Here is an 18,695-nt window from a genome sequence, read left to right on the forward strand (position 1 = left end):
CCTCGCGTCGCGGCGGCTGGGCCGAACGGGTGACGGGGCGTCAGCTCGGCGCGCGGTTCCCCGGCACGGCGGGTGCCGTCCGGCGGGCGTTGCGGCGCAGCAGCTGGGTGCGGGCGCCGGCGTCCAGCGGGCGGGCGCGCCCGGCGAGCCGCTCGGCCAGCGCGTACTGCTCGGCGGCCGGCTTCTTGTCGTCGTACTTGAACTTGGCCCGCACCTCGCGGATCGTCAGCCGCAGCCCGGTCAGGCCGGGGAGCAGCCGGCCGAGCTCGCCCTCGCCGGGGGCGACCCGCAGCTGCGGGCTCTCCGGCTGGAAGTGGGCCAGCTGCCGGTTGAGGATCTCCGCCTTGCCGGCCGCGTCCTCGACCGGCACGGCGGTGGCGTGGAACTGCACCGAGGCGTAGAAGCTGGTCGGGGTGCCGGGTTCGCCGCGCCAGTGGCCGGGGGCGAAGGCGTAGTCGTCGGTGACCGCGAGGGTGACCTCCGGATCCGCCCGGACGGCCCCGAGCAGCGGGTTGGGGGCGGCCAGGTGGAGCAGGATCTCGCCCCGGTCGGCGTCCAGCAGGAAGTGGGTGGGCACCAGGACCGGGCCGTGGCCGGGCCCGCCGTTGGCGGCGAGCAGCCCGAAGTCGCGGCCCTCGGCGAGCCAGGCGCGCCATTCGTCCTCGTCGCCGCGGTCCCAGGATCGGATCAGCATCGGGGTCTCCGGTCAGACGGCGCGCGGGGCGGTGAGGGCGGCGAGGTTGGCGGGCAGCGGCACCGTGGTGGAGGCGTCCGGCTCGGGGGCGCCGTAGCCGGTGGTGACCGGGACGACGCCGGCCCAGTACGGCAGGGCGAGGTCCTCGGGGTCGTCGTCGGCGAGGTCGGCCCGGGTCTTGGCGGAGACCTCGTCGAGGTCGAGGCGGATCACCGCGGTGGCGGCGAGCTCCTTGGCGTTGGCCGGGCGGACCTCGGCGGAGCGGCCCGGGACCACCTGGTCGACCAGCGCGTCCAGCGCGACCGTCAGCTCCTCGGGGTCGGTCACCTGGTGCGCGGTGCCGTGGGCGACCACCGAGCGGAAGTTGACCGAGTGGTTGAAGGCCGACTTGGTCAGCACCAGGGCGTCCACCAGGGTGACGGTGACGCAGACCGGCAGGCCCTGCCCGCCCCTGGTGCCGCGCAGCGGGCGGCTGCCGGTGGAGCCGTGCACGTAGAGGCGGTCGCCGACCCGGGCGTGGATGGTGGGCAGCACGACCGGCGCCCCGTCGGCGACGAAGCCGAGGTGGCAGAGGTAGGTGGCGTCCAGGATCGCGTGGATCGCCTCGCGCTCCCAGGTGGCGCGCTCCTTGTAGCGGGTGGGGGTGGTGCGCGGGGTGCGGGGGTAGGACGTGTCGCTGTCCGGCGTGGTCGACATGACAAACCTCTATGTACTAGTGCATAATCTCTTTTGTGCTAGGAGACTATCGGATCACCGGTCGGCGTGCCAGCGAGATCGCGGCCGAGGTCGAGCGGGGCGTCAGCGACGGCCGGCTCGCCCCCGGAACCCCGCTGCCGCCGCTGCGCGACCTCGCCGCCGACCTCGGCGTCAACCCCAACACGGTGGCCGCCGCCTACCGGCTGCTCCGCGACCGCGGCGTGATCGAGACCGCCGGCCGCAAGGGCAGCCGGATCCGCCCGCGCCCCGCCCACACCCCGCGCGACCAGATCCGCCTGCCCGTCCCGCCGCACGCCCGCGACCTCTCCGACGGCAACCCCGACCCGGCGCTGCTGCCCGACCTCACCCCGGCCCTGGCCGCCGCCGCCGAGGCCGCCCGCCGCACCCCGGTCCGCTACGGCGACCCGGCCGCCGACCCGGGCCTGCTCGCGCTGGCCGGCGCGGGCTTCGCCGCCGACGGCCTGCCGTCCGGGCCGGTCGCCGTCGCCTCCGGCTCGCTGGACACCATCGAGCGGATCCTGGTCACCCGGCTGCGCCCCGGCGACGCCGTCGCCGTCGAGGACCCGGGCTGGGGCAGCCTGCTCGACCTGCTGCCGGCGCTCGGCCTGCGCACCGTGCCGGTCCGGCTCGACGACGCGGGCCCGCTGCCGGAGGCTCTCGCCGGGGCGCTGGAGGCCGGCGCGCGGGCGGTGATCGTCACCAGCCGGGCGCAGAACCCGACCGGTGCCGCGCTCACCGCCGGGCGGGCCGCCGAGCTGCGCGCGGTGCTGGCCGGGCACCCGGACGTGCTGCTGATCGAGGACGACCACGGCCACGGCATCGTCGACCTGCCCTACCACCCGCTGGCCGGGGCGGGGGCGGCGCACTGGGCGGTGGTGCGCTCGGCGGCTAAGGCGTACGGGCCGGACCTGCGGCTGTCGGTCGCGGTCGGGGACGCGGACACCGTCGGCCGGGTGCTCGGGCGCCAGCGGCTGGGGACGGGCTGGGTCAGCCACCTGCTCCAGCACACGGTGGCCGAGCTGTGGCGCACCGACGCGGCGCCGGCCGACCGGGTGGCCGGCGCCTACCGGGAGCGCCGGGAGGCGCTGATCGGCGCGCTGGCCGAGCGGGGGATCGCGGCGCACGGCGCGAGCGGGCTGAACGTCTGGGTGCCGGTGGCGGACGAGGCCGTCGCGCTCGCCGCGCTGCTCCAGCGGGGCTGGGTGGCGGCGCCCGGGGCGCGCTTCCGGCTGCAGTCGCCGCCCGGGCTGCGGATCACCGTCGCCCGGCTCGACCCGGCGGACGCCCGGCGGCTGGCGGGGGACCTCGCCGCGGTGCTCGGCGGGGCGGAGGGGACCGCCGGGCCGGGGGCGCAGGGCGCGGCGTCCCGGCCGGTCTGACGAAGGCCGCCGGACGGCCGGGGGGGCCGCCCCCCCGCGGGGGGGGGGGGCCGCGCCCGCGCCCCCCCCCCCCGGGCCGGGCGGGGGGGGGGGGGGGGGGGCCCGCGGGGGGGGGGGCGCTGGGCGGGGGGCCCGGGCGGGTCTCTCTTGGGCGGCGGGAGGGCGGGCGCCCCCCCGGGGGGGGGGGGGTGGCGCGCCGGCCGCGGCCGCTCAGCCCTTGGCGAGCAGCGCCTGGGCGTGCTCCCTGACCTGGTCCTTGGTCAGATAGGCGTCGGTGTACTCGAAGTCGCGCAGCCGGGCGGGCTGGCGGGCGAGGAAGCCGGTGCGCACGAAGTCGTCGCCGGCGGTGGCGTTGAGCATCCAGTTGGCGCCCACCCGGAACTTCGCGACGTTGGTGCGCATCGCCATCAGGTGGTAGCCGCGAGCCACCAGCTGGGCGGGCACCCCGCGCAGCTCCACCCCGACCGGCTTGGAGACGGCGTCCTTGCCGCCGAGGTCCACGACCAGGCCCAGGTCCTTGTGGTAGTACGGCTCCAGCGGCTGGTTGCGCAGCGCCGCGATGACGTTGCCGGCCACCGCCCGGCCCTGGCGGGCCGAGTGCTGGGCGGTCGGCGGGCAGACCGCGCCGTCGCCCTTGGCGAGGTCCGGCACGGCGGCGGCGTCGCCGAGCGCGAAGACGCCCTCGTACTGCGGCACCCGCATCTCCGCCGTGACCGCGATCCGTCCGCGCACCGTCTCGGCGTCCAGGGTGGCGATCAGCGGGCTCGCCGCGACGCCGGCCGTCCAGATCAGCGTCCGGCAGGGCAGTACCCGGCCGTCGGTGAACTTGACCGACTCGGCGCCGACCTCGGCCACCGAGACGCCCAGCGACACCTCGACGCCCCGCTCGCGCAGCACCTCCAGGGCGGCGGTGCCGAGGGCGTCGCCCAGCTCGGGCATCAGCTTCGGCGCGATGTCGATGAGGTGCCACTTGATCTGCCGGGCGTCCAGCCGCGGGTAGCGGTGGGCGGCCGCGGTGGTGAGCCGCTGCAGGCAGGCGGCGGTCTCGGTGCCCGCGTAGCCGCCGCCGACCACCACGAACTGGAGCCGCGACTCGCGCTCCTTCTGGTCCGGGCTGGCGGAGGCGAGGTCGAGCTGGGCGATCACGTGGTCGCGGACATAGGCCGCCTCGGCGAGGGTCTTCATGCCGCGCGCGTAGTCGGTCAGGCCGGGGATGTCGAAGGTGCGGGTGACGCTGCCGGGGGCCAGCACCAGGTAGTCGTACTTCTGTGCCACCACCTCGTCGGTGATCTTGCGGACCACACAGACCTTGGAGGCCGGGTCCACGCCGATCGCGCCGCCGGGGACGATGTGGGTGCGGCGCAGCGAGCGGCGCAGCGAGACGGCCACCGACTGGGGGGTGAGCACGCCGGCCGCCACGTGCGGCAGCAGCGGCAGGTAGAGCTGGTAGCTGAACGGGGTGACCAGGGAGATCTCCGCCTCCGCGGGGGAGAGCCTGCGCTCCAGGCGGCGCGCGCACTCCAGTCCGGCGAAGCCGCCGCCCACGATCAGGATCCGGGCTCGTTCCATCGCGTCCCTCACAGTGCAGTCGGTACCGGTGCGGGCGGTTGCCCCACGGCGCGGCCGGCGTGCCGCGGGTCGTGGTCGTCGGGTGCCCCGATCACTGTCCGCCACACTCGCACGGAGCAGCCGGGGCTGCCACCGGAGACGACCCGGGCGGGCGAGCGTGCCGAGCGACACCCGCCCCGTGCATATGCCCGATAGGCTGTCCGCCGTGCTCCCCGAGGTGACGGCGGTCCGTTATGTGACGCCACTGCGAGAAGGCGGCTCGATGCCGGGCCTGGTCGAGGCCGACGACCGGCGTCTGTACGCCCTGAAGTGGGTCGGCGCGGCCCAGGGCCGCAAGGCGCTGGTGGCCGAGGTGCTGGCCGGCGAGCTCGGCCGGCGGCTCGGCCTGCCGGTGCCCGCGCTGGTGACCGTCGATCTGGACCCGGTGCTGGCCCGCAGCGAGCCGGAGCCGCAGATCCAGGACCAGATGCGCGCCAGCGGCGGGCTCAACCTGGGCATGGCCTTCGTCAGCGGCGCGCTCAACTTCGACCCGGTCTGCTTCGAGGTGGACGCCGGGCTGGCCGGGCAGGTGCTCTGGTTCGACGCGCTGATCGGCAACGTCGACCGCTCCTGGCGCAACCCCAACCTGCTGGTCGCCACCGGCGGCCTGCGGCTGATCGACCACGGCGCGAGCCTGATCTTCCACCACAACTGGGCGGGCGCGGCCGGCTGGACCCGCCGTCCCTACGACGCCTCCGACCACGCGCTGCTGGGCGCGGGGCCGGACCTGGCGGCGGCCGACAAGGCGCTCGCACCGCTCGCCGAGGCGGCGATCGCGGAGGCGGTGGCGCAGATCCCCGACGTCTGGCTGGCGGACGAGCCGGGGTTCGACTCGCCCGGGGCGGTGCGCGAGGCGTACCGCGCCCAGCTGTCCGCGCGACTGGCCGGTCCGCGTGACTGGCTGCCGGAGGTGTCCGCATGAGCGAGTCGGGCTTCGAGGAGTTCGGGCTGTCGGAGTCCCGTCTGTCCGGGTCCCGCCTGTCCTGGGCGGCGGACACCGGGCCGGCCGAGCTCCGGACGGGAGAGTCGGCGCGCTCGGCGACGCCGCTGCGGGCCGAGCTGCGCGAGTACGAGTACGCGGTGATCCGGGCGGTGCCCCGGGTGGAGCGCGGCGAGTGCGTCAACGTGGGCGTGCTGCTGTACTGCCGGCAGGGCTCCCACCTGGCCGCGCGGACCCATCTGGACCAGGCGCGGCTGCTGGCGCTGGACCCGGTCGCCGACGTGTCGGCGGTGCGCCGGGCGCTGCACGGGATCGAGCTGGTCTGCGCGGGCGGTCCGCAGGCCGGTCCGGCCGCGGCGGACGCCCCCGGGCAGCGGTTCCGCTGGCTCACCGCCCCGCGCAGCGCGGTGGTGCAGCCGGGGCCGGTGCACACCGGGCTGACCGCCGATCCGGAGGCGGAGCTGCGGCGGCTGTTCGACCAGCTGGTGCTCTGAGCACGGGGCTTCCCGGGTCCGGCGGTTTGGCCGCCGGACCTTTGCCGTCCTCAAATCTTGAGTAAGTGAAGCAGTCGGTCGTAGGCTGACCCCATGGGTTCGACGACGACCACGACCGTACCGACCAACGCCGAGCTGATGGAGGCGCTGGCCGCCGTCGGCGGTGCGTACTTCCAGGACTTCGCGGCCGCCGCCGCCCGGCACGGTCTCTCCTCCTCGCAGGCCAAGGCGCTCGGCGCCGTCCAGGAGCCGGTGCCGATGCGCGCGCTGGCCGGGCGGCTCGGCTGTGACGCCTCCAACGTGACCGGCATCGTCGACCGGCTGGAGGCGCTGGGCCTGGCCCGCCGGGAGGCCTCGGCGGGCGACCGGCGGGTCAAGATCGTCGTCATCAGCGAGCAGGGCCGGGAGATCCTGGCGCTGATCCGCGGCGAGATGGGCCGCACCCACCAGGCCTTCGAGAGCCTCAGCGGCGAGCAGCGCGCCGCGCTGCACTCGATCTGCCTGCACGTGCTGCCGGTGCTCAGCGGGCGTCAGTAGGCCCGGTCGCCGGGACCGCCCGCCCGGTCCGCCCGGTCCGCCGGGTCCGCCGGGTCCGCCGGTCCGGGACCACCGCGGACCGTCAGGGCCGATGCGACGGCGGGCGGCAGCGGGGTGTGGTGGAGCAGGGTGAGGCGCCGGGTCGCGCGGGTGAGGGCGACGTAGAGGTCCGCCGGCCCCTGGGCGAGCAGCGCGGCCGGGTCGACCAGCGCGACCTCGTCGTACTCCAGGCCCTTGGCCTCCCGGACGGTCAGCGCCCCCAGCGCGGCGGCGAGGGCGTCCGGGGCGATCACCCCGCGGGTGCCGGGGCCGGTGGGCAGGGCGGCCAGGGCCGCGGCGTAGTCGCCGTCCGGAACGGGCACCGGCCGCGGGCGCGCTGGGGTCTCCCGGACGGCCCGCGGCGGCTCCTGGCCGGGGGCGTGGGCGCGCAGCACCGCCGCCGCCGGCGCCATGATCGCGGCCGGCGTCCGGTAGTTGACGGTGAGCTTCTCCTCGCGCCAGCGGCCCGGCAGTTCGCGGTCCAGCACCTCCGCCCAGGACGCCCGGGCCCCGGCCGGCGAACCGGTCTGGGCGAGGTCGCCGACGATGGTCAGCGAGCGGGTCGGCACCCGGCGCAGCACGGTGCGCCAGGCCATCGCGGACAGTTCCTGCGCCTCGTCGACCACCACGTGCCCGTAGGCCCACGTGCGGTCGGCGGCGGCGCGCTCGGCGGTGGTGCGCTCCGGGCCGGTGTCGCGGAAGCGCTCGGCGAGCAGCCCGGCGTCCAGGGCGGCGTGCTGGTCCGTGACGGTGAGCACGCCCTCGGCGTAGGCCCGTTCCTCGTCCAGCGCCCGTGCGGCGGCGCGGGAGCGGGCCCGGACCGCGGCGCCGTCCTCGCCGAGGAGCTCGGCGGCCTCGTCCAGCAGCGGGACGTCCCCGGTGGTCCACGGCGTGCCGGCCGGGCGCAGCACGGCGGAGCGTTCGGCGGGGGAGAGGCCGGGGGCCGCGGTCGCCAGCAGGGCGGGGTCGGAGAGCAGCCGGTCGATCAACCGGCCCGGTGTCAGGACCGGCCAGAGGGCGTCCAGTGCGGCGCGGACCCCGGGCTGCGCCCAGAGTTCGCCCGGGGCGTAGCGGGCCTCCTCCTCGTCGTACGGACGGCCGAGGGAGAGCGCCTGCGCCACCGCGAGGGCGTCCAGCAGGGTGCGCAGGAAGAACCCGCGGGCCCGGTTGTGCGGCAGGCGCAGGCCGCGCGCGGCCGTCCTGGCCTCGGCGCAGGCCCGGTGCGGCAGCCGCAGGTGCTCGCCGAGCAGGAGGTCGCCGGCGGGCAGTGGCTGGTGGGCCTCGACGGCGCGCCGCACCGCGTCCGCCATCCACGGGCCGCCCTTGACCACCGCGGCGGCGGGCGCGTCCTCGACGGCGGTCCGGACGCCGGGGAACAGTTCGCCGACGGTGCTCAGCACCACCTCGCTCTCGCCGAGCGCGGGCAGCACCTGGTCGATGTAGCGCAGGAACGCCGGGTTGGGGCCGACCACCAGGACGCCGCGCCGCTCCAGGACCGCGCGGTGGGTGTACAGCAGGTAGGCGGCGCGGTGCAGCGCGGTGACCGTCTTCCCGGTGCCGGGGCCGCCCTGGACGACCAGTGCGCCGGGCAGCGGGGCGCGGATCACCCGGTCCTGCTCGGCCTGGATGGTGGCGACCACGGTGGCCATCCGGCCGGTCCGCTCGCGGTCGAGGGCGGCCAGCAGCGCCGCCTCGCCGACGAGGCCGCGCCGGCCGCCCTCGTCCAGGCCGGCCAGGTCGAGCGCCTCGTCGTCCAGTCCGGTCAGGGTGCGGCCGCTGGTGCGCAGGTGGCGGCGGCGGAGGAGGTCGCCCGGGTCGGCCGGGGTGGCGGTGTAGAACGGGCGGGCGGCCGGCGCGCGCCAGTCGATCAGCACCGGCTCGTACGTCCCGGCCGTTTCGTCGGTGAGGCCGATCCGGCCGATGTGGCGGACCGTGCCGTCGCGGTGGTCGAGGCGGCCGAAGCAGAGTCCGCGCTCGACGGCCTCCAGCCGGGCGGCGCGGCGGACGGCCTCGGCGGCGTGCAGCTCGCGCTCCAGCCGGGCCTGGTGGGTGCCGCCGGGGCCGGCTTCGCGGCCGGCCGCCGCGAGGGTCCGGCGGGCGCGTTCGCGGGCGGCGTCCAACTGGGCGTAGAGGCTGGTCAGGTGGGCCTGTTCGGTGCGCAGGGCCTCGGCCAGGGAGGCGTCCGGTCCGGTCGGAGGAGGGGGAACCGCTGGAGATCCGTTCACGGGTGTGGTATCCTTGCGGTGAGGAGTTTATTGGACTCGTTGCCTTGACTGCTCAAGTGTCCCAGCCTACCCGAGCCCGGGCCGTTCCGGCTGACCTCGGCTGTTAGGCTTGCGAAGCGTGAGCGCGAAGCCCCAGATCCCCAATGTCCTGGCCTCCCGGTACGCCTCGGCGACCCTGGCCCAGCTGTGGTCCCCCGAGCACAAGGTGGTGCTTGAGCGCCACCTCTGGCTCGCCGTCCTGAAGGCCCAGCAGGACCTCGGTGTCGAGGTGCCCGCCACCGCCGTCGCCGACTACGAGCGGGTGATCGACCAGGTCGACCTCGCCTCCATCGCCGCCCGCGAGCGGGTCACCCGGCACGACGTCAAGGCCCGCATCGAGGAGTTCAGCGACCTCGCCGGCCACGAGCAGATCCACAAGGGCATGACCTCCCGGGATCTGACCGAGAACGTCGAGCAGCTGCAGATCCGCCAGTCGCTGGAGCACGTGCGCGACCGCACCGTCGCCGTGCTGGTGCGCCTGGGCCGGCTCTCGGCCGAGCACGCCGAGCTGGTCATGGCCGGCCGTTCGCACAACGTGGCCGCGCAGGCCACCACCCTGGGCAAGCGCTTCGCGTCGATCACCGACGAGCTGCTGGTCGCCTTCCGCCGCCTGGAGGAGCTGATCGCCCGCTACCCGCTGCGCGGGATCAAGGGCCCGGTCGGCACCGCGCAGGACATGCTCGACCTGCTCGGCGGCGACACCGACAAGCTCGCCGAGCTGGAGCGCCGGGTCGCCGCGCACCTCGGTTTCGAGAACGTGCTCATCAGCGTGGGCCAGGTCTACCCGCGCTCGCTGGACTTCGAGGTGCTGACCGCGCTCGTCCAGCTGGCCGCCGCGCCGTCCAGCCTGGCCAAGACCATCCGCCTGATGGCCGGCCACGAGCTGGTGACCGAGGGCTTCAAGGAGGGCCAGGTCGGCTCCTCGGCGATGCCGCACAAGATGAACACCCGCTCGTGCGAGCGCGTCAACGGCCTGGCCGTCATCCTGCGCGGCTACGCGTCGATGACCGGCGAGCTGGCCGGCGACCAGTGGAACGAGGGCGACGTCTCCTGCTCGGTGGTCCGCCGGGTCGCGCTGCCGGACGCCTTCTTCGCCTTCGACGGCCTGCTGGAGACCTTCCTGACCGTCCTCGACGAGTTCGGCGCCTTCCCGGCCGTGATCGAGGCCGAGCTGGACCGCTACCTGCCGTTCCTGGCCACCACCAAGGTGCTGATGGGCGCGGTGCGGGCGGGCGTCGGCCGGGAGACCGGTCACGAGGTCATCAAGGAGCACGCCGTCGCCTCCGCGCTCGCGATGCGGGCCGGCGCCCGGGAGAACGAGCTGCTGGACCGGCTGGCGAACGACGAGCGGATCCCGCTGGACCGGGCCGCGCTGGACGCGCTGCTGGCCGACAAGCTGTCCTTCACCGGTGCGGCCGGGGCGCAGGTCGCCGAGGTCGTCCGCCAGGTCGAGGCCGTCGCGGCCGCGTACCCGGAGGCCGCCAAGTACGCGCCGGGCGACATTCTCTGACGGAACGTCACACCCGTCCGCCCGCCGCTCCGGCGGGCGGACGGCCGGGTCGCAGCCCCGTCGCCGGTCAGGCGGCGGGGCCCTCGCGGCGTTCGGCCGCGACCGGGGCCGGGTGGCCGGGGTCGAGCGGCGGGCCGTTGGTCGCGCAGGCGTAGCGGCAGTCCGGCTCCGCCACCGGGTGCGCGTCCTCGGGGGCCAGCACATTGCCGTGGACGGCCACCAGCGCGGTCAGCCCGCCGGCCACCAGCAGCCCGGCACAGATCAGCATCGAGGTGCGGAAGGCGGAGTCGACCGCGTCCGGCACCTGGTAGGCGTCGCCGCTCAGCCCCGACAGTGCGGGCAGCGCCGCGACCGCCAGCAGCCCGGCCGCCCGGGCGGCGGCGTTGTTGACCCCGCTGGCGATGCCCGCGTGACGCACCTCCACCGCCGCCAGCACGGTGGCGGTCAGCGGCGCGACCAGCAGCACCATGCCGCTGCCCATCACGGCGACGGCGGGCAGCACGTCCGTCCAGTACGAGGCGCCGGGGCCGATCCGCAGCATCAGCAGGACGCCCGCCGCGCAGAGCAGCGGGCCGACGGTCAGCGGCAGCCGCGGGCCGATCCGCTTGCCGAGCCGGCCCGCCCGGGCCGACAGCACCAGCATGATCACGGTGATCGGCACCAGGGCCAGCCCGGAGACCAGCGGGGAGAACCCGGAGACGATCTGCAGCTGCACCACCAGCAGGAAGAAGACGCCGCTGAACGCCGCGTAGACGGTCAGGGTGACCAGGTTGACGGCGGTGAACAGCCGGGAGGAGAACAGGCCCAGCGGCAGCATCGGCTCCGGGGTGCGGCGCTCGACCGCCACGAAGGCGGCGCCGAGCAGCAGGCCCGCCGCCCCGGTGACCCAGACCGCGGGGGACAGGCCCTTCCCGGCGGCGGTCAGCGCATAGGTGACGGCGCCCAGCGCCAGGGCGGCCAGCGCCGCGCCGAGCACGTCGAAGCGGCCGGTCGCGGACTCGTCGCGGCTCTCCGGCACGTGCCGGGCGGAGACCGCTACCACCAGCGCCGCCAGCGGCAGGTTCAGCAGGAAGATCCAGCGCCAGCCCGGGCCGTCCACCAGCCAGCCGCCGAGCAGCGGGCCGACCGCCGCCGAGACCCCGCCGAGGCCGGACCAGAGTCCGACCGCCGCCGAGCGGTCCTCCGGGTGGAAGACGGCCTGGAGCATCGCCAGCGAGCCCGGGGTGAGCAGCGCGCCGCCGACGCCCTGGACGGCGCGCGCGACGATCAGCACCTCGACGGTGGGCGCGGCGGCGCAGGCCGCGGAGGCGGCGGCGAACCAGACCACGCCGAGCAGGAAGACCCGGCGCCGGCCGTACCGGTCGCCGAGCGCTCCGCCGAGCAGGATCAGGCCCGCCAGGGTGAGCAGATAGGCGTTGAGTGTCCATTGCAGGGCGTCGAGTTGGGCGCCGAGGTCGGCGCCGATCCTGGGCAGCGCGACGTTCACGACGGTCCCGTCGAGCATCGCCATGCTGGAGCCGAGCACCGTCGCCAGTAGTACCCAGCGACCCTGCGCGGTGCCCAACCGCAGGGTGCCGGCCTCGGAGGTGGCCACGGCCCATGGTCGGTCCGGCGGGGCCCACGTGACAAGGGTCACCGGGGGTGTGTCGGGGGATGTCCTTTCCGTGAGTGATCGTGTACGCACTGGTTCCGGCATTGGCGCAGGGTTGCGGATCACGTGCGCGCGGTGAATGGATTGTGTGCGTACTGTGCATGCCTTTTCTGCGCAGCGTCACGGTGGGGCGGACTTTGGTCCCGGGCCGCGGAGATCGACATTGCTTCACCCGAACGGATGAGTTTTAGTTCAGCGACCGCCCGGCGTCAGCCCGGGTGGCCACCGGGTGGAACGCCTAGTCCTGCCGCTGCCCGGTGGTACGCAACGAACTCTGTACGGCAGGAGCGGGGGACCCACAGGTAAGTCGCCGGACCCGAATTCGCGGTCCGGCTAGGGGTGAAGCCGCCTTTTGCGGCCGGGCAACTCCAGCCCGAACCCGACAGCTCACCTCGCAGGCGTCGGAGAGGACATTTCCATGCCCGCACAGGCTCGTCGTATCGCCCTGCCCCGCGCCGCCCGCATCGGCATCGCCACCGCTGTCACCGGTGCCGCCTTCGCCCTCCCGCTGGTGACCACCGTCTCCGCCCAGGCGCACGAGGTTCCGGCCGCCAAGCCCGCCGCCCAGGCCGCGCCGGCCGCTCAGGCCGCCGCTCCCGCCGCCCAGGCCGAGGAGAGCTACAAGGTCGTCGGCGGGGACACCCTGTCGAAGATCGCCGACGCCAAGAACGTCACCGGTGGCTGGCAGGCGCTGTACGAGCACAACCGCTCGGTCGTCGGCGCCAACCCGAACCTGATCTTCCCGGGCCAGCAGCTCGCGCTCGGCACCAAGGCCGCCCCGGCCGCCAAGCCCGCCGCCCCGGCGGCCAAGCAGGCCGCGCCCGCCGCCAAGCAGGCCGCGAAGCCGGCCGCCCCGGCGACCAAGCCCGCCGCCCCGGCGACCAAGCCCGCCGCCCCGGCCGCGAAGCCGGCCGCCCCGGCGACCAAGCCGGCCGCCCCGGCCGCCAAGCCCGCCGTGCAGACCACCGTCGCCCCGGTGACCGCGACCCCGGTCGTCGCCGCCACCTCCGGCTACGTCGCCCCGCTGGCCAACCCGAAGCTCGGCACCGCCTACGGCGTGGCCGGCTCGATGTGGTCCTCCGGCCACCACACCGGCGCCGACTTCGTCGCCTCCACCGGCACCCCGCTGCGCGCCGTCGCCAACGGCACCGTGGTGAAGGCCGGCAACGGCGGCGCCTACGGCAACGAGGTCGAGATCAAGCTCGCCGACGGCAAGTACGCCCAGTACGCGCACCTGTCCTCGATCGGCGTGAAGGTCGGCCAGACCGTCACCGCCGGCCAGCAGATCGGCCTCTCCGGTGCGACCGGCAACGTGACCGGCCCGCACCTCCACTTCGAGATCCGCACCGGCTCGGAGTACGGCTCGGACATCGACCCGATCGCCTACCTGCGGGCGCACGGCGTCGCGATCTGACCCTCCGGTCGGATCACCTCCGCCACCGCTGGGTGCGGGGCGAGACGGCTCCCCCGGGATGGTCATGTCGGGTGACCGCTCGACCGGGTGAGCACCGCACCTCCAGCGGATCGACGGGCGCGGGACACGCCCGTCCGGCCGGCCCGGTTCGCGAGACCTCCCTCGCGATCCGGGCCGGCCGTCGTCGTCCCCCGGTCGAACGGGCCGGCCCGCGGCTCGAACAGGGCGTCAACCCGGCGGTGCTGACGCCGGGTCACCCCGCTTTGCGGGCCCGGGTGCGGCCCGCCGATGCTGTCGGCTTGTCATCGCCCGTCCGCTCCGGCGGGCGGCGCAGCCACGGCAGGTGAAGGGGGCCGGATGGCCATCCAGCGCGGGGACGCGACCGGGGACGTGACCGCGGGCGCGGGGCGGCGGGACGGGGTGGACCGGCTGAAGGCGGACTCGGTCGGCCTGCCGGGCGTGGTGTTCATGGCGGTCGCCACGGCGGCGCCGATCACCGCGATGACCGGCAACCTCCCGATCGTCATCGGCCAGGGCAACGGCGCCGGGGCGCCCGCCGCCTACGTGTTCGCGACCCTGGTGCTCACCGTCTTCTCGGTCGGCTACGTGGCGATGGCCCGTCACATCACCGCGGCCGGGGCGTTCTACGGCTACATCTCGCACGGGCTGGGCCGGGTGGTCGGGATGGCCTCGGGGCTGCTGGCGCTGCTCGCGTACGTCGTCTTCGAGGCGGCCGTCCTCGGCTTCTTCGCGTACGCGCTGCGCGCGCTGGTCGCGGCGCAGCTGGGGGTGGTGCTGCCGTGGGGCTGGTACGCGGGGCTCGGGTTGCTGGTGATCGCGGTGATGGCCTGGTTCGACCTGCACCTGACCGCGCGGGTGCTCGGGGTGGCGCTGGTGCTGGAGGTCGCGGTGCTGGGCGCCGTGTCGCTGGCCGTGCTGGTCACCGGCGGCGGGCCGGACGGGCTGGTGGCCGGGGAGGCGCTCGATCCGCTGAACGCCTTCCGCGGCGTCGGCGGCGCCGGCGGGGACGGCGGGGACGGCGGAGGGGCGGGCGCGGGGCTGGGGCTGTTCTTCGCGTTCTGCTCCTGGGTCGGCTTCGAGTCCACCGCGATGTACGGCGAGGAGTCCCGCGACCCGAAGCGGGTGGTGCCGAGGGCGACGCTGATCTCGGTGGTCGGGGTCGGGCTGTTCTACGTCTTCGTGTCCTGGATGATCGTCTCCGGCAACGGCGCGCGGCACGCGGTGGAGGTGGCCCGCGGCGCGGTCCCCGGCAAGGACGGCAACAGCCTGTTCTTCGACCCGCTGGGCGCGCACCTCGGCGGCTGGGCGGTCACGGTCTTCCAGTGGCTGGTGGTGAGCGGCTCCTTCGCCTGCGCGATGGCCTTCCACCAGTGCGCGGCCCGGTACCTGTACGCGATCGGGCGCGAGGGGTTCGTCCACCCGGCGCTGGGGCGCACCCATCCGCGGCACGGCTCGCCGCACGTCGCCTCGGCGGCCCAGTCGGTGGTCGCGGCGGCGCTGGTGGCCGGGTTCCTGCTGGCCGGGATGGACCCCTACGCGCACCTGTACACGCTGCTGGCGCTGCTCGGGACGATGGCGATCCTGATCGTGCAGACGCTCTGCTCGTTCGCCGTGGTCGGCTGGTTCCACGTGCAGGGCCGCCATCCGGGGACCCGGCACTGGTTCCGGACGCTGGTGGCGCCGCTGGCCGGCGGGGTGGGCATGGCGGGGGTGGTGGCCCTGCTGGTGGTCCACCGGGACGCGGCGGCCGGCGCGGCCGCCGGCACGCTGCTCTTCCGGCTGATGCCGTACCTGGTGACCGGCACCTTCCTGGGGGGCCTCGGGCTGGCGCTGTGGATGCGCGCCCGCCGGCCGGACCGGTACGCCCGGATGGGGCGGATCGTCCTGGAGGACGCGGCGGAGCGCTCCGGGGAGGCCGAGCCGGTGGGTGCCTGACGGCCCGCCGGGCGGTTCGGCGGCGGTGGTACAGGGACGGGCGGTTCGGCGGCGGCGGTTCCGGGACGGGTGGCTCGGCGGCGGGCCGTCAGGGCGGGCGGTTCAGGGGCGGGCGGCGGGCAGCTCCTGCTCGGCGGCGGTCAGCAGCTGGTGCATCCGGTGCCCGAACTCGTCGGCGTCGCGGGCCGGTTCGGGGAAGACCAGGCGGACGTCGCGGTGGCCGTGCGGGTGGTCCAGGCGGAGCACCAGGCCGTACCGGTCCAGGGCGAGCGGGCGGACGGCGGGGCGGGCGGCGAGCAGCGCCGGGTCGAGCAGCCGGGTGAGCACGGTGAGCGCGTCCCGGTGGTCGTCGGCGAGGTGGGTGAGCAGGCCGGCCTCGTAGCGGGCCAGCGGATCGGGCGCGGCGGCCGCGAGGTCGGCGCCGGTGATCGCGGTGGTGCCGTACGGGGTGGAGAGCACCGCGTGGGCGACGTCCAGGCGGAGGTGGACGCTGAGGCCGTCGTCGGCGAGGTGGGCGAGGTCGAGCCGGCCGGCCAGGGTGAGGCGGCCGCGGACCCGGTCGCGGACGGCCACCGGGGCGATGTCGGTGAGGTCGAGCACGACCGCGAGGCCGTCCGGCCCGTGGGCGGCGGCGACGGTCAGCGGGGCGTCGAGCGGGGCGCGCAGCCGCAGCCGGGAGCCGTGCACCGAGACGGGGGTGGTCAGTTCGTGCTGTTCGCCGAGGGCGCGGACGACCACCGAGGAGGCGGCGGTGAGCACACCGGCGATCCGCTCGGCGGCGCTCGGCTCCGAGGGCACGGCGGTCTCGGCGTCGTGGGGGTGCGGGCTCATGGGTGCGGGACCTCCGGCGGGCTGCCTGCCTGTTGGTTAGGTGAGCCTAACCTAATGAGTTGTGGGAGGGAGGGCAAGGCGCCTTCGGGACGGATGCGAAAGGGCCCGGACGCGCGGTCCGGGCCCTTCGGGTCGTGCCGGGGGAGGTCAGGCGACGACGGCCTGGGCGTCGATCTCCACCAGCATCGGCTCCTGCGGCAGCTCGACGAAGATCGTCGTGCGGCACGGCTTCACGCCGCCCGGCTTGATGTTCTCCTCGATGAAAGCGGCGTAGACCTCGCTCATCAGCGGGAAGTCGGCGCGCTTGGTGAGGTACACGCGGAACATCACCACGTCCTCGATGGTGGCGCCGCCCGCCTCGACGATCGCCTTGACGTTCTCCAGGGTGCGCCGGGTCTGCGCCTTCACGTCGCCGTGGTACAGGTACTCGCCGGTGGCCGGATCCTGCGGGCCCTGGCCGGAGACCTGGAGGATCGGGCCCTTGCGGACGCCCTGGGAGAACATCCAGGCCGGGGCGGGGGCGCCGTCGGTGCGGATCTCGGTCTTGTCGCTCATGCGGTTTCGCTTCCTCGGTGGGGTGCGGTCGGGGGTCGGGGGATCGGCTTCAGGGGTGGTGCGGGACCTGGCCGCAGTCGGCGGAGACCGCCCTGGTGGTGGCGAGGAGCTGCGGCAGCAGTTCCAGCACCTGCTCGTACGGCAGGACGACGTCGGGGACGGAGATCGAGGCGGCGGCCACCACCCGGCCGCTGGCGTCCCGGATCGGCGCGGCCACGCAGTTGATGAACGCCTCGTGCTCGGCGTGGTCCTGCGCCCAGCCCTGGGCGGCGACCTTCTCCAGCTCCGCGAGCAGCGCCTCGGGCGTGGCCAGGGTGCGCGGGGTGTGCGGGACGAAGTCGATCCCGGCCACCACCCGGCGCCGCTCCGGGGCGGGCAGGTCGGCGAGCAGCACCTTGGAGACGGCGGCGCTGTGCAGGGCGGCCCGCAGGCCGATCCGCGAGTACATCCGCACCGGGTGGCGGGAGTCGTACTTGTCGATGTAGACCACCTCGCCGCCCTCGTACGCGGCCAGGTGCACGGTCTGGCCGGTGGCGGAGTTGAGCTCGGCGAGGTGCGGGGCGGCGATCCGGCGCACCCCGCGCTGCTCCAGGGCCAGCCCGGAGAGGGCGAACAGGCCGGCGCCCAGGTGGTAGCGGTAGCCGGCGTCCCGGTAGACGAATCGTTCCTCTTCGAGGGACTGGAGCAGCCGCAGCACGGTCGTCTTGTGCACGCCGAGCACCTCGGCCAGCTGGTCCAGGGAACGTTCGCCCTCGCCGAGCTCGGCGAGGATGCGCAGGGCGCGGGTCACGGTCTGGCTCATGGTGCTCCAAGGGCCTTGGCGGCGGCCGGTCGAGGGTCGGCGGCACCGCCCCCGGGGGCGGCGGTCTCCGCGGTGGGCGCGGGGGCGGCCGGTGCGGACAGGACAGGAGACACGATGCCATCCGCCGAGACCCGGGTGGCCGCCCAGTCCTCGGGCGAGGCGTCGAGCAGGGCCGTGACCACCGCGGCCGGCGGCAGCTCGGCCTGGTCGCCGTGGGCGGTCAGCGCGCAGGCCGCGCTCAGGTGGCCCAGCCGCAGGCGGCGGCGCTGGTCGAGGCCGCGGACGGTGCCGGCCAGGTAGCCGGCGGCGAAGGCGTCCCCCGCGCCGGTCGCCTCGACCACCTCGACGGCCAGCGCCGGTTCGCCGACCGTGCTGCCGTCGCGCCCGACCGCGGTGACCAGCCGGGCGGCGTCCTTGACCACCAGGGTCGCGGGGGAGGGGAAGCGCCGGCGCAGCTCCTGCGGGTCGCCGGTGCCGAAGGCGGTCTCCGCCTCGTCGGCGCCGAGCAGCAGCAGATCGGCGGCGTCCAGCAGCGGCGGCAGCACCGAGGGGTCGCGCTCGCGCCAGAGCGCGGGGCGCCAGTTGAGGTCGAAGCTGACCAGCCGGCCGGGGCGGCGGTCGGCGAGCAGGGCGCGCAGCAGCGCGAGGCAGTCGTCGGACAGCGCGGCGGTGATGCCGGACAGGTGCAGCAGCCGGGCCCCGGCCAGCAGCCGGGCGGCGGCCGGGTCCGTCAGCAGGGCCGGGGAGAGGGCGGCGGCGGCCGAGCCGCGCCGGTGGTAGTGCAGCCGGCTGCGCCCCGGGCCGAGGTCGTGGCGGTCGCCGGTGGTGCCGCCGACCTCCTTGAGGTAGAGGCCGGTCGGGCGGTGCGGGTCGACGGCGACCGCGGAGACGTCCACCCCGCGGGCGCTCAGTTCGCCGAGCAGGCGGCGGCCGAAGCCGTCGTCGCCGACCCGGCTGAGCCAGGCGCTCGGCACCCCCAGGGCGGCGAGCGCGCCGGCCACGTTGGACTCGGCGCCGCCGACCGAGAGCCGGAAGCTCTCCACCGACTCCAGCGGCCCGGGCCGGTCCGGCAGGAGGACGGCCATCGACTCGCCCACGCAGACGGCGACCGGGGCGGCGGGCGTCGGGCCGGGGGCGGGCGGGGCGGCCGCCGGACGGCCGGGCGGTGGGGTGCCCGGGCTCACGGCGGCGTCCTGGCGTGGCATCTGCTGGGCTCCTCGGAGTGCTGCGGCCCGGCCGGGTGGGGGGTGCTGTGGCGAGCCTGCCTGACCCGCCGTGCGGCGGGCGGCTGTCGTTGACCTTCG

Annotated in this window: 16 protein-coding genes and 1 riboswitch; of the genes, 7 read left to right on the forward strand and 9 right to left on the reverse strand. The window is 75.8% G+C overall.

What is annotated here, in order from left to right; genetic code table 11:
* Positions 1-40 precede the first annotated feature (40 nt).
* Together ACFVVL_RS16640 and ACFVVL_RS16645 are read right to left on the reverse strand one after the other, a co-directional pair.
* Entirely contained in the window at positions 41-694 is a 654-nt protein-coding gene (locus tag ACFVVL_RS16640) for an FMN-binding negative transcriptional regulator (protein WP_387675656.1), read from the reverse strand.
* A gap of 12 nt (positions 695-706) precedes the next feature.
* Positions 707-1,390, reverse strand: a complete 684-nt coding sequence (locus ACFVVL_RS16645; RefSeq protein ID WP_387675659.1) for a pyridoxamine 5'-phosphate oxidase family protein — start codon at positions 1,388-1,390, stop codon at positions 707-709.
* Between the two features lie 35 nt (positions 1,391-1,425).
* On the opposite strand from ACFVVL_RS16645, the gene ACFVVL_RS16650 reads away from it, so the two are divergent.
* A complete protein-coding gene (locus ACFVVL_RS16650; protein ID WP_387675662.1) occupies positions 1,426-2,790 on the forward strand; it encodes an aminotransferase class I/II-fold pyridoxal phosphate-dependent enzyme in 1,365 nt (454 codons plus the stop codon).
* Between the two features lie 210 nt (positions 2,791-3,000).
* Here the strand turns inward: ACFVVL_RS16650 and ACFVVL_RS16655 are convergent, their stop codons facing one another.
* The gene (locus ACFVVL_RS16655) at positions 3,001-4,359 is read right to left on the reverse strand and encodes an NAD(P)/FAD-dependent oxidoreductase (RefSeq protein WP_380287729.1); all 1,359 of its coding nucleotides are present in this window, start codon (positions 4,357-4,359) and stop codon (positions 3,001-3,003) included.
* Between the two features lie 205 nt (positions 4,360-4,564).
* On the opposite strand from ACFVVL_RS16655, the gene ACFVVL_RS16660 reads away from it, so the two are divergent.
* From ACFVVL_RS16660 to ACFVVL_RS16670, 3 genes are all read left to right on the forward strand, one after another.
* Complete coding sequence (locus tag ACFVVL_RS16660) at positions 4,565-5,320, forward strand: HipA family kinase (RefSeq protein WP_387675666.1); 756 nt, start codon at positions 4,565-4,567, stop codon at positions 5,318-5,320.
* A gap of 125 nt (positions 5,321-5,445) precedes the next feature.
* Positions 5,446-5,832 carry a DUF3037 domain-containing protein gene (locus ACFVVL_RS16665; protein WP_387675999.1) on the forward strand — a complete coding sequence of 129 codons (387 nt, stop codon included), beginning with the start codon at positions 5,446-5,448 and terminating at the stop codon, positions 5,830-5,832.
* 93 nt (positions 5,833-5,925) lie between these two features.
* A complete protein-coding gene (locus tag ACFVVL_RS16670; RefSeq protein ID WP_380287731.1) occupies positions 5,926-6,369 on the forward strand; it encodes a MarR family winged helix-turn-helix transcriptional regulator in 444 nt (147 codons plus the stop codon).
* On the opposite strand, the gene ACFVVL_RS16675 is transcribed toward ACFVVL_RS16670, so the two are convergent.
* Positions 6,363-8,570, reverse strand: a complete 2,208-nt coding sequence (locus ACFVVL_RS16675) for a HelD family protein (protein ID WP_387676002.1) — start codon at positions 8,568-8,570, stop codon at positions 6,363-6,365. The two genes, ACFVVL_RS16670 and ACFVVL_RS16675, sit on opposite strands and share 7 nt — an antisense overlap.
* A gap of 181 nt (positions 8,571-8,751) precedes the next feature.
* On the opposite strand from ACFVVL_RS16675, the gene purB reads away from it, so the two are divergent.
* Positions 8,752-10,182, forward strand: coding sequence for an adenylosuccinate lyase (gene purB / locus ACFVVL_RS16680; RefSeq protein WP_387675670.1), 1,431 nt, complete (start codon positions 8,752-8,754; stop codon positions 10,180-10,182).
* Positions 10,183-10,249: 67 nt separating this feature from the next.
* Here purB and ACFVVL_RS16685 read toward each other — a convergent pair whose 3' ends face one another.
* Positions 10,250-11,878 (reverse strand): MFS transporter, encoded by a 1,629-nt coding sequence (locus tag ACFVVL_RS16685; RefSeq protein WP_387675673.1) that lies wholly within the window; start codon positions 11,876-11,878, stop codon positions 10,250-10,252.
* 210 nt (positions 11,879-12,088) lie between these two features.
* A riboswitch (cyclic di-AMP (ydaO/yuaA leader) is annotated at positions 12,089-12,249 on the forward strand.
* Between the two features lie 2 nt (positions 12,250-12,251).
* On the opposite strand from ACFVVL_RS16685, the gene ACFVVL_RS16690 reads away from it, so the two are divergent.
* Both ACFVVL_RS16690 and ACFVVL_RS16695 read left to right on the forward strand, forming a co-directional pair.
* Complete coding sequence (locus tag ACFVVL_RS16690) at positions 12,252-13,247, forward strand: peptidoglycan DD-metalloendopeptidase family protein (RefSeq protein ID WP_387675676.1); 996 nt, start codon at positions 12,252-12,254, stop codon at positions 13,245-13,247.
* Between the two features lie 357 nt (positions 13,248-13,604).
* The gene (locus ACFVVL_RS16695) at positions 13,605-15,203 is read left to right on the forward strand and encodes an APC family permease (RefSeq protein ID WP_387675679.1); all 1,599 of its coding nucleotides are present in this window, start codon (positions 13,605-13,607) and stop codon (positions 15,201-15,203) included.
* 102 nt (positions 15,204-15,305) lie between these two features.
* Here the strand turns inward: ACFVVL_RS16695 and ACFVVL_RS16700 are convergent, their stop codons facing one another.
* The 4 genes from ACFVVL_RS16700 to ACFVVL_RS16715 form a co-directional block, all read right to left on the reverse strand.
* The gene (locus ACFVVL_RS16700) at positions 15,306-16,034 is read right to left on the reverse strand and encodes a DUF2470 domain-containing protein (RefSeq protein ID WP_387675682.1); all 729 of its coding nucleotides are present in this window, start codon (positions 16,032-16,034) and stop codon (positions 15,306-15,308) included.
* Between the two features lie 147 nt (positions 16,035-16,181).
* On the reverse strand, positions 16,182-16,589 hold the full coding sequence (locus ACFVVL_RS16705; RefSeq protein ID WP_387675687.1) for a RidA family protein: 408 nt from the start codon (positions 16,587-16,589) through the stop codon (positions 16,182-16,184).
* A gap of 49 nt (positions 16,590-16,638) precedes the next feature.
* Positions 16,639-17,391: an IclR family transcriptional regulator gene (locus ACFVVL_RS16710; protein WP_380287738.1), complete on the reverse strand. Its 753-nt coding sequence runs from the start codon at positions 17,389-17,391 to the stop codon at positions 16,639-16,641.
* The gene (locus ACFVVL_RS16715) at positions 17,388-18,596 is read right to left on the reverse strand and encodes a sugar kinase (protein WP_380287739.1); all 1,209 of its coding nucleotides are present in this window, start codon (positions 18,594-18,596) and stop codon (positions 17,388-17,390) included. Before ACFVVL_RS16715 ends, ACFVVL_RS16710 begins: the two co-directional genes overlap by 4 nt.
* Positions 18,597-18,695 lie beyond the last annotated feature (99 nt).

Source organism: Kitasatospora sp. NPDC058115, assembly GCF_042884635.1.
Lineage (GTDB): Bacteria > Actinomycetota > Actinomycetes > Streptomycetales > Streptomycetaceae > Kitasatospora.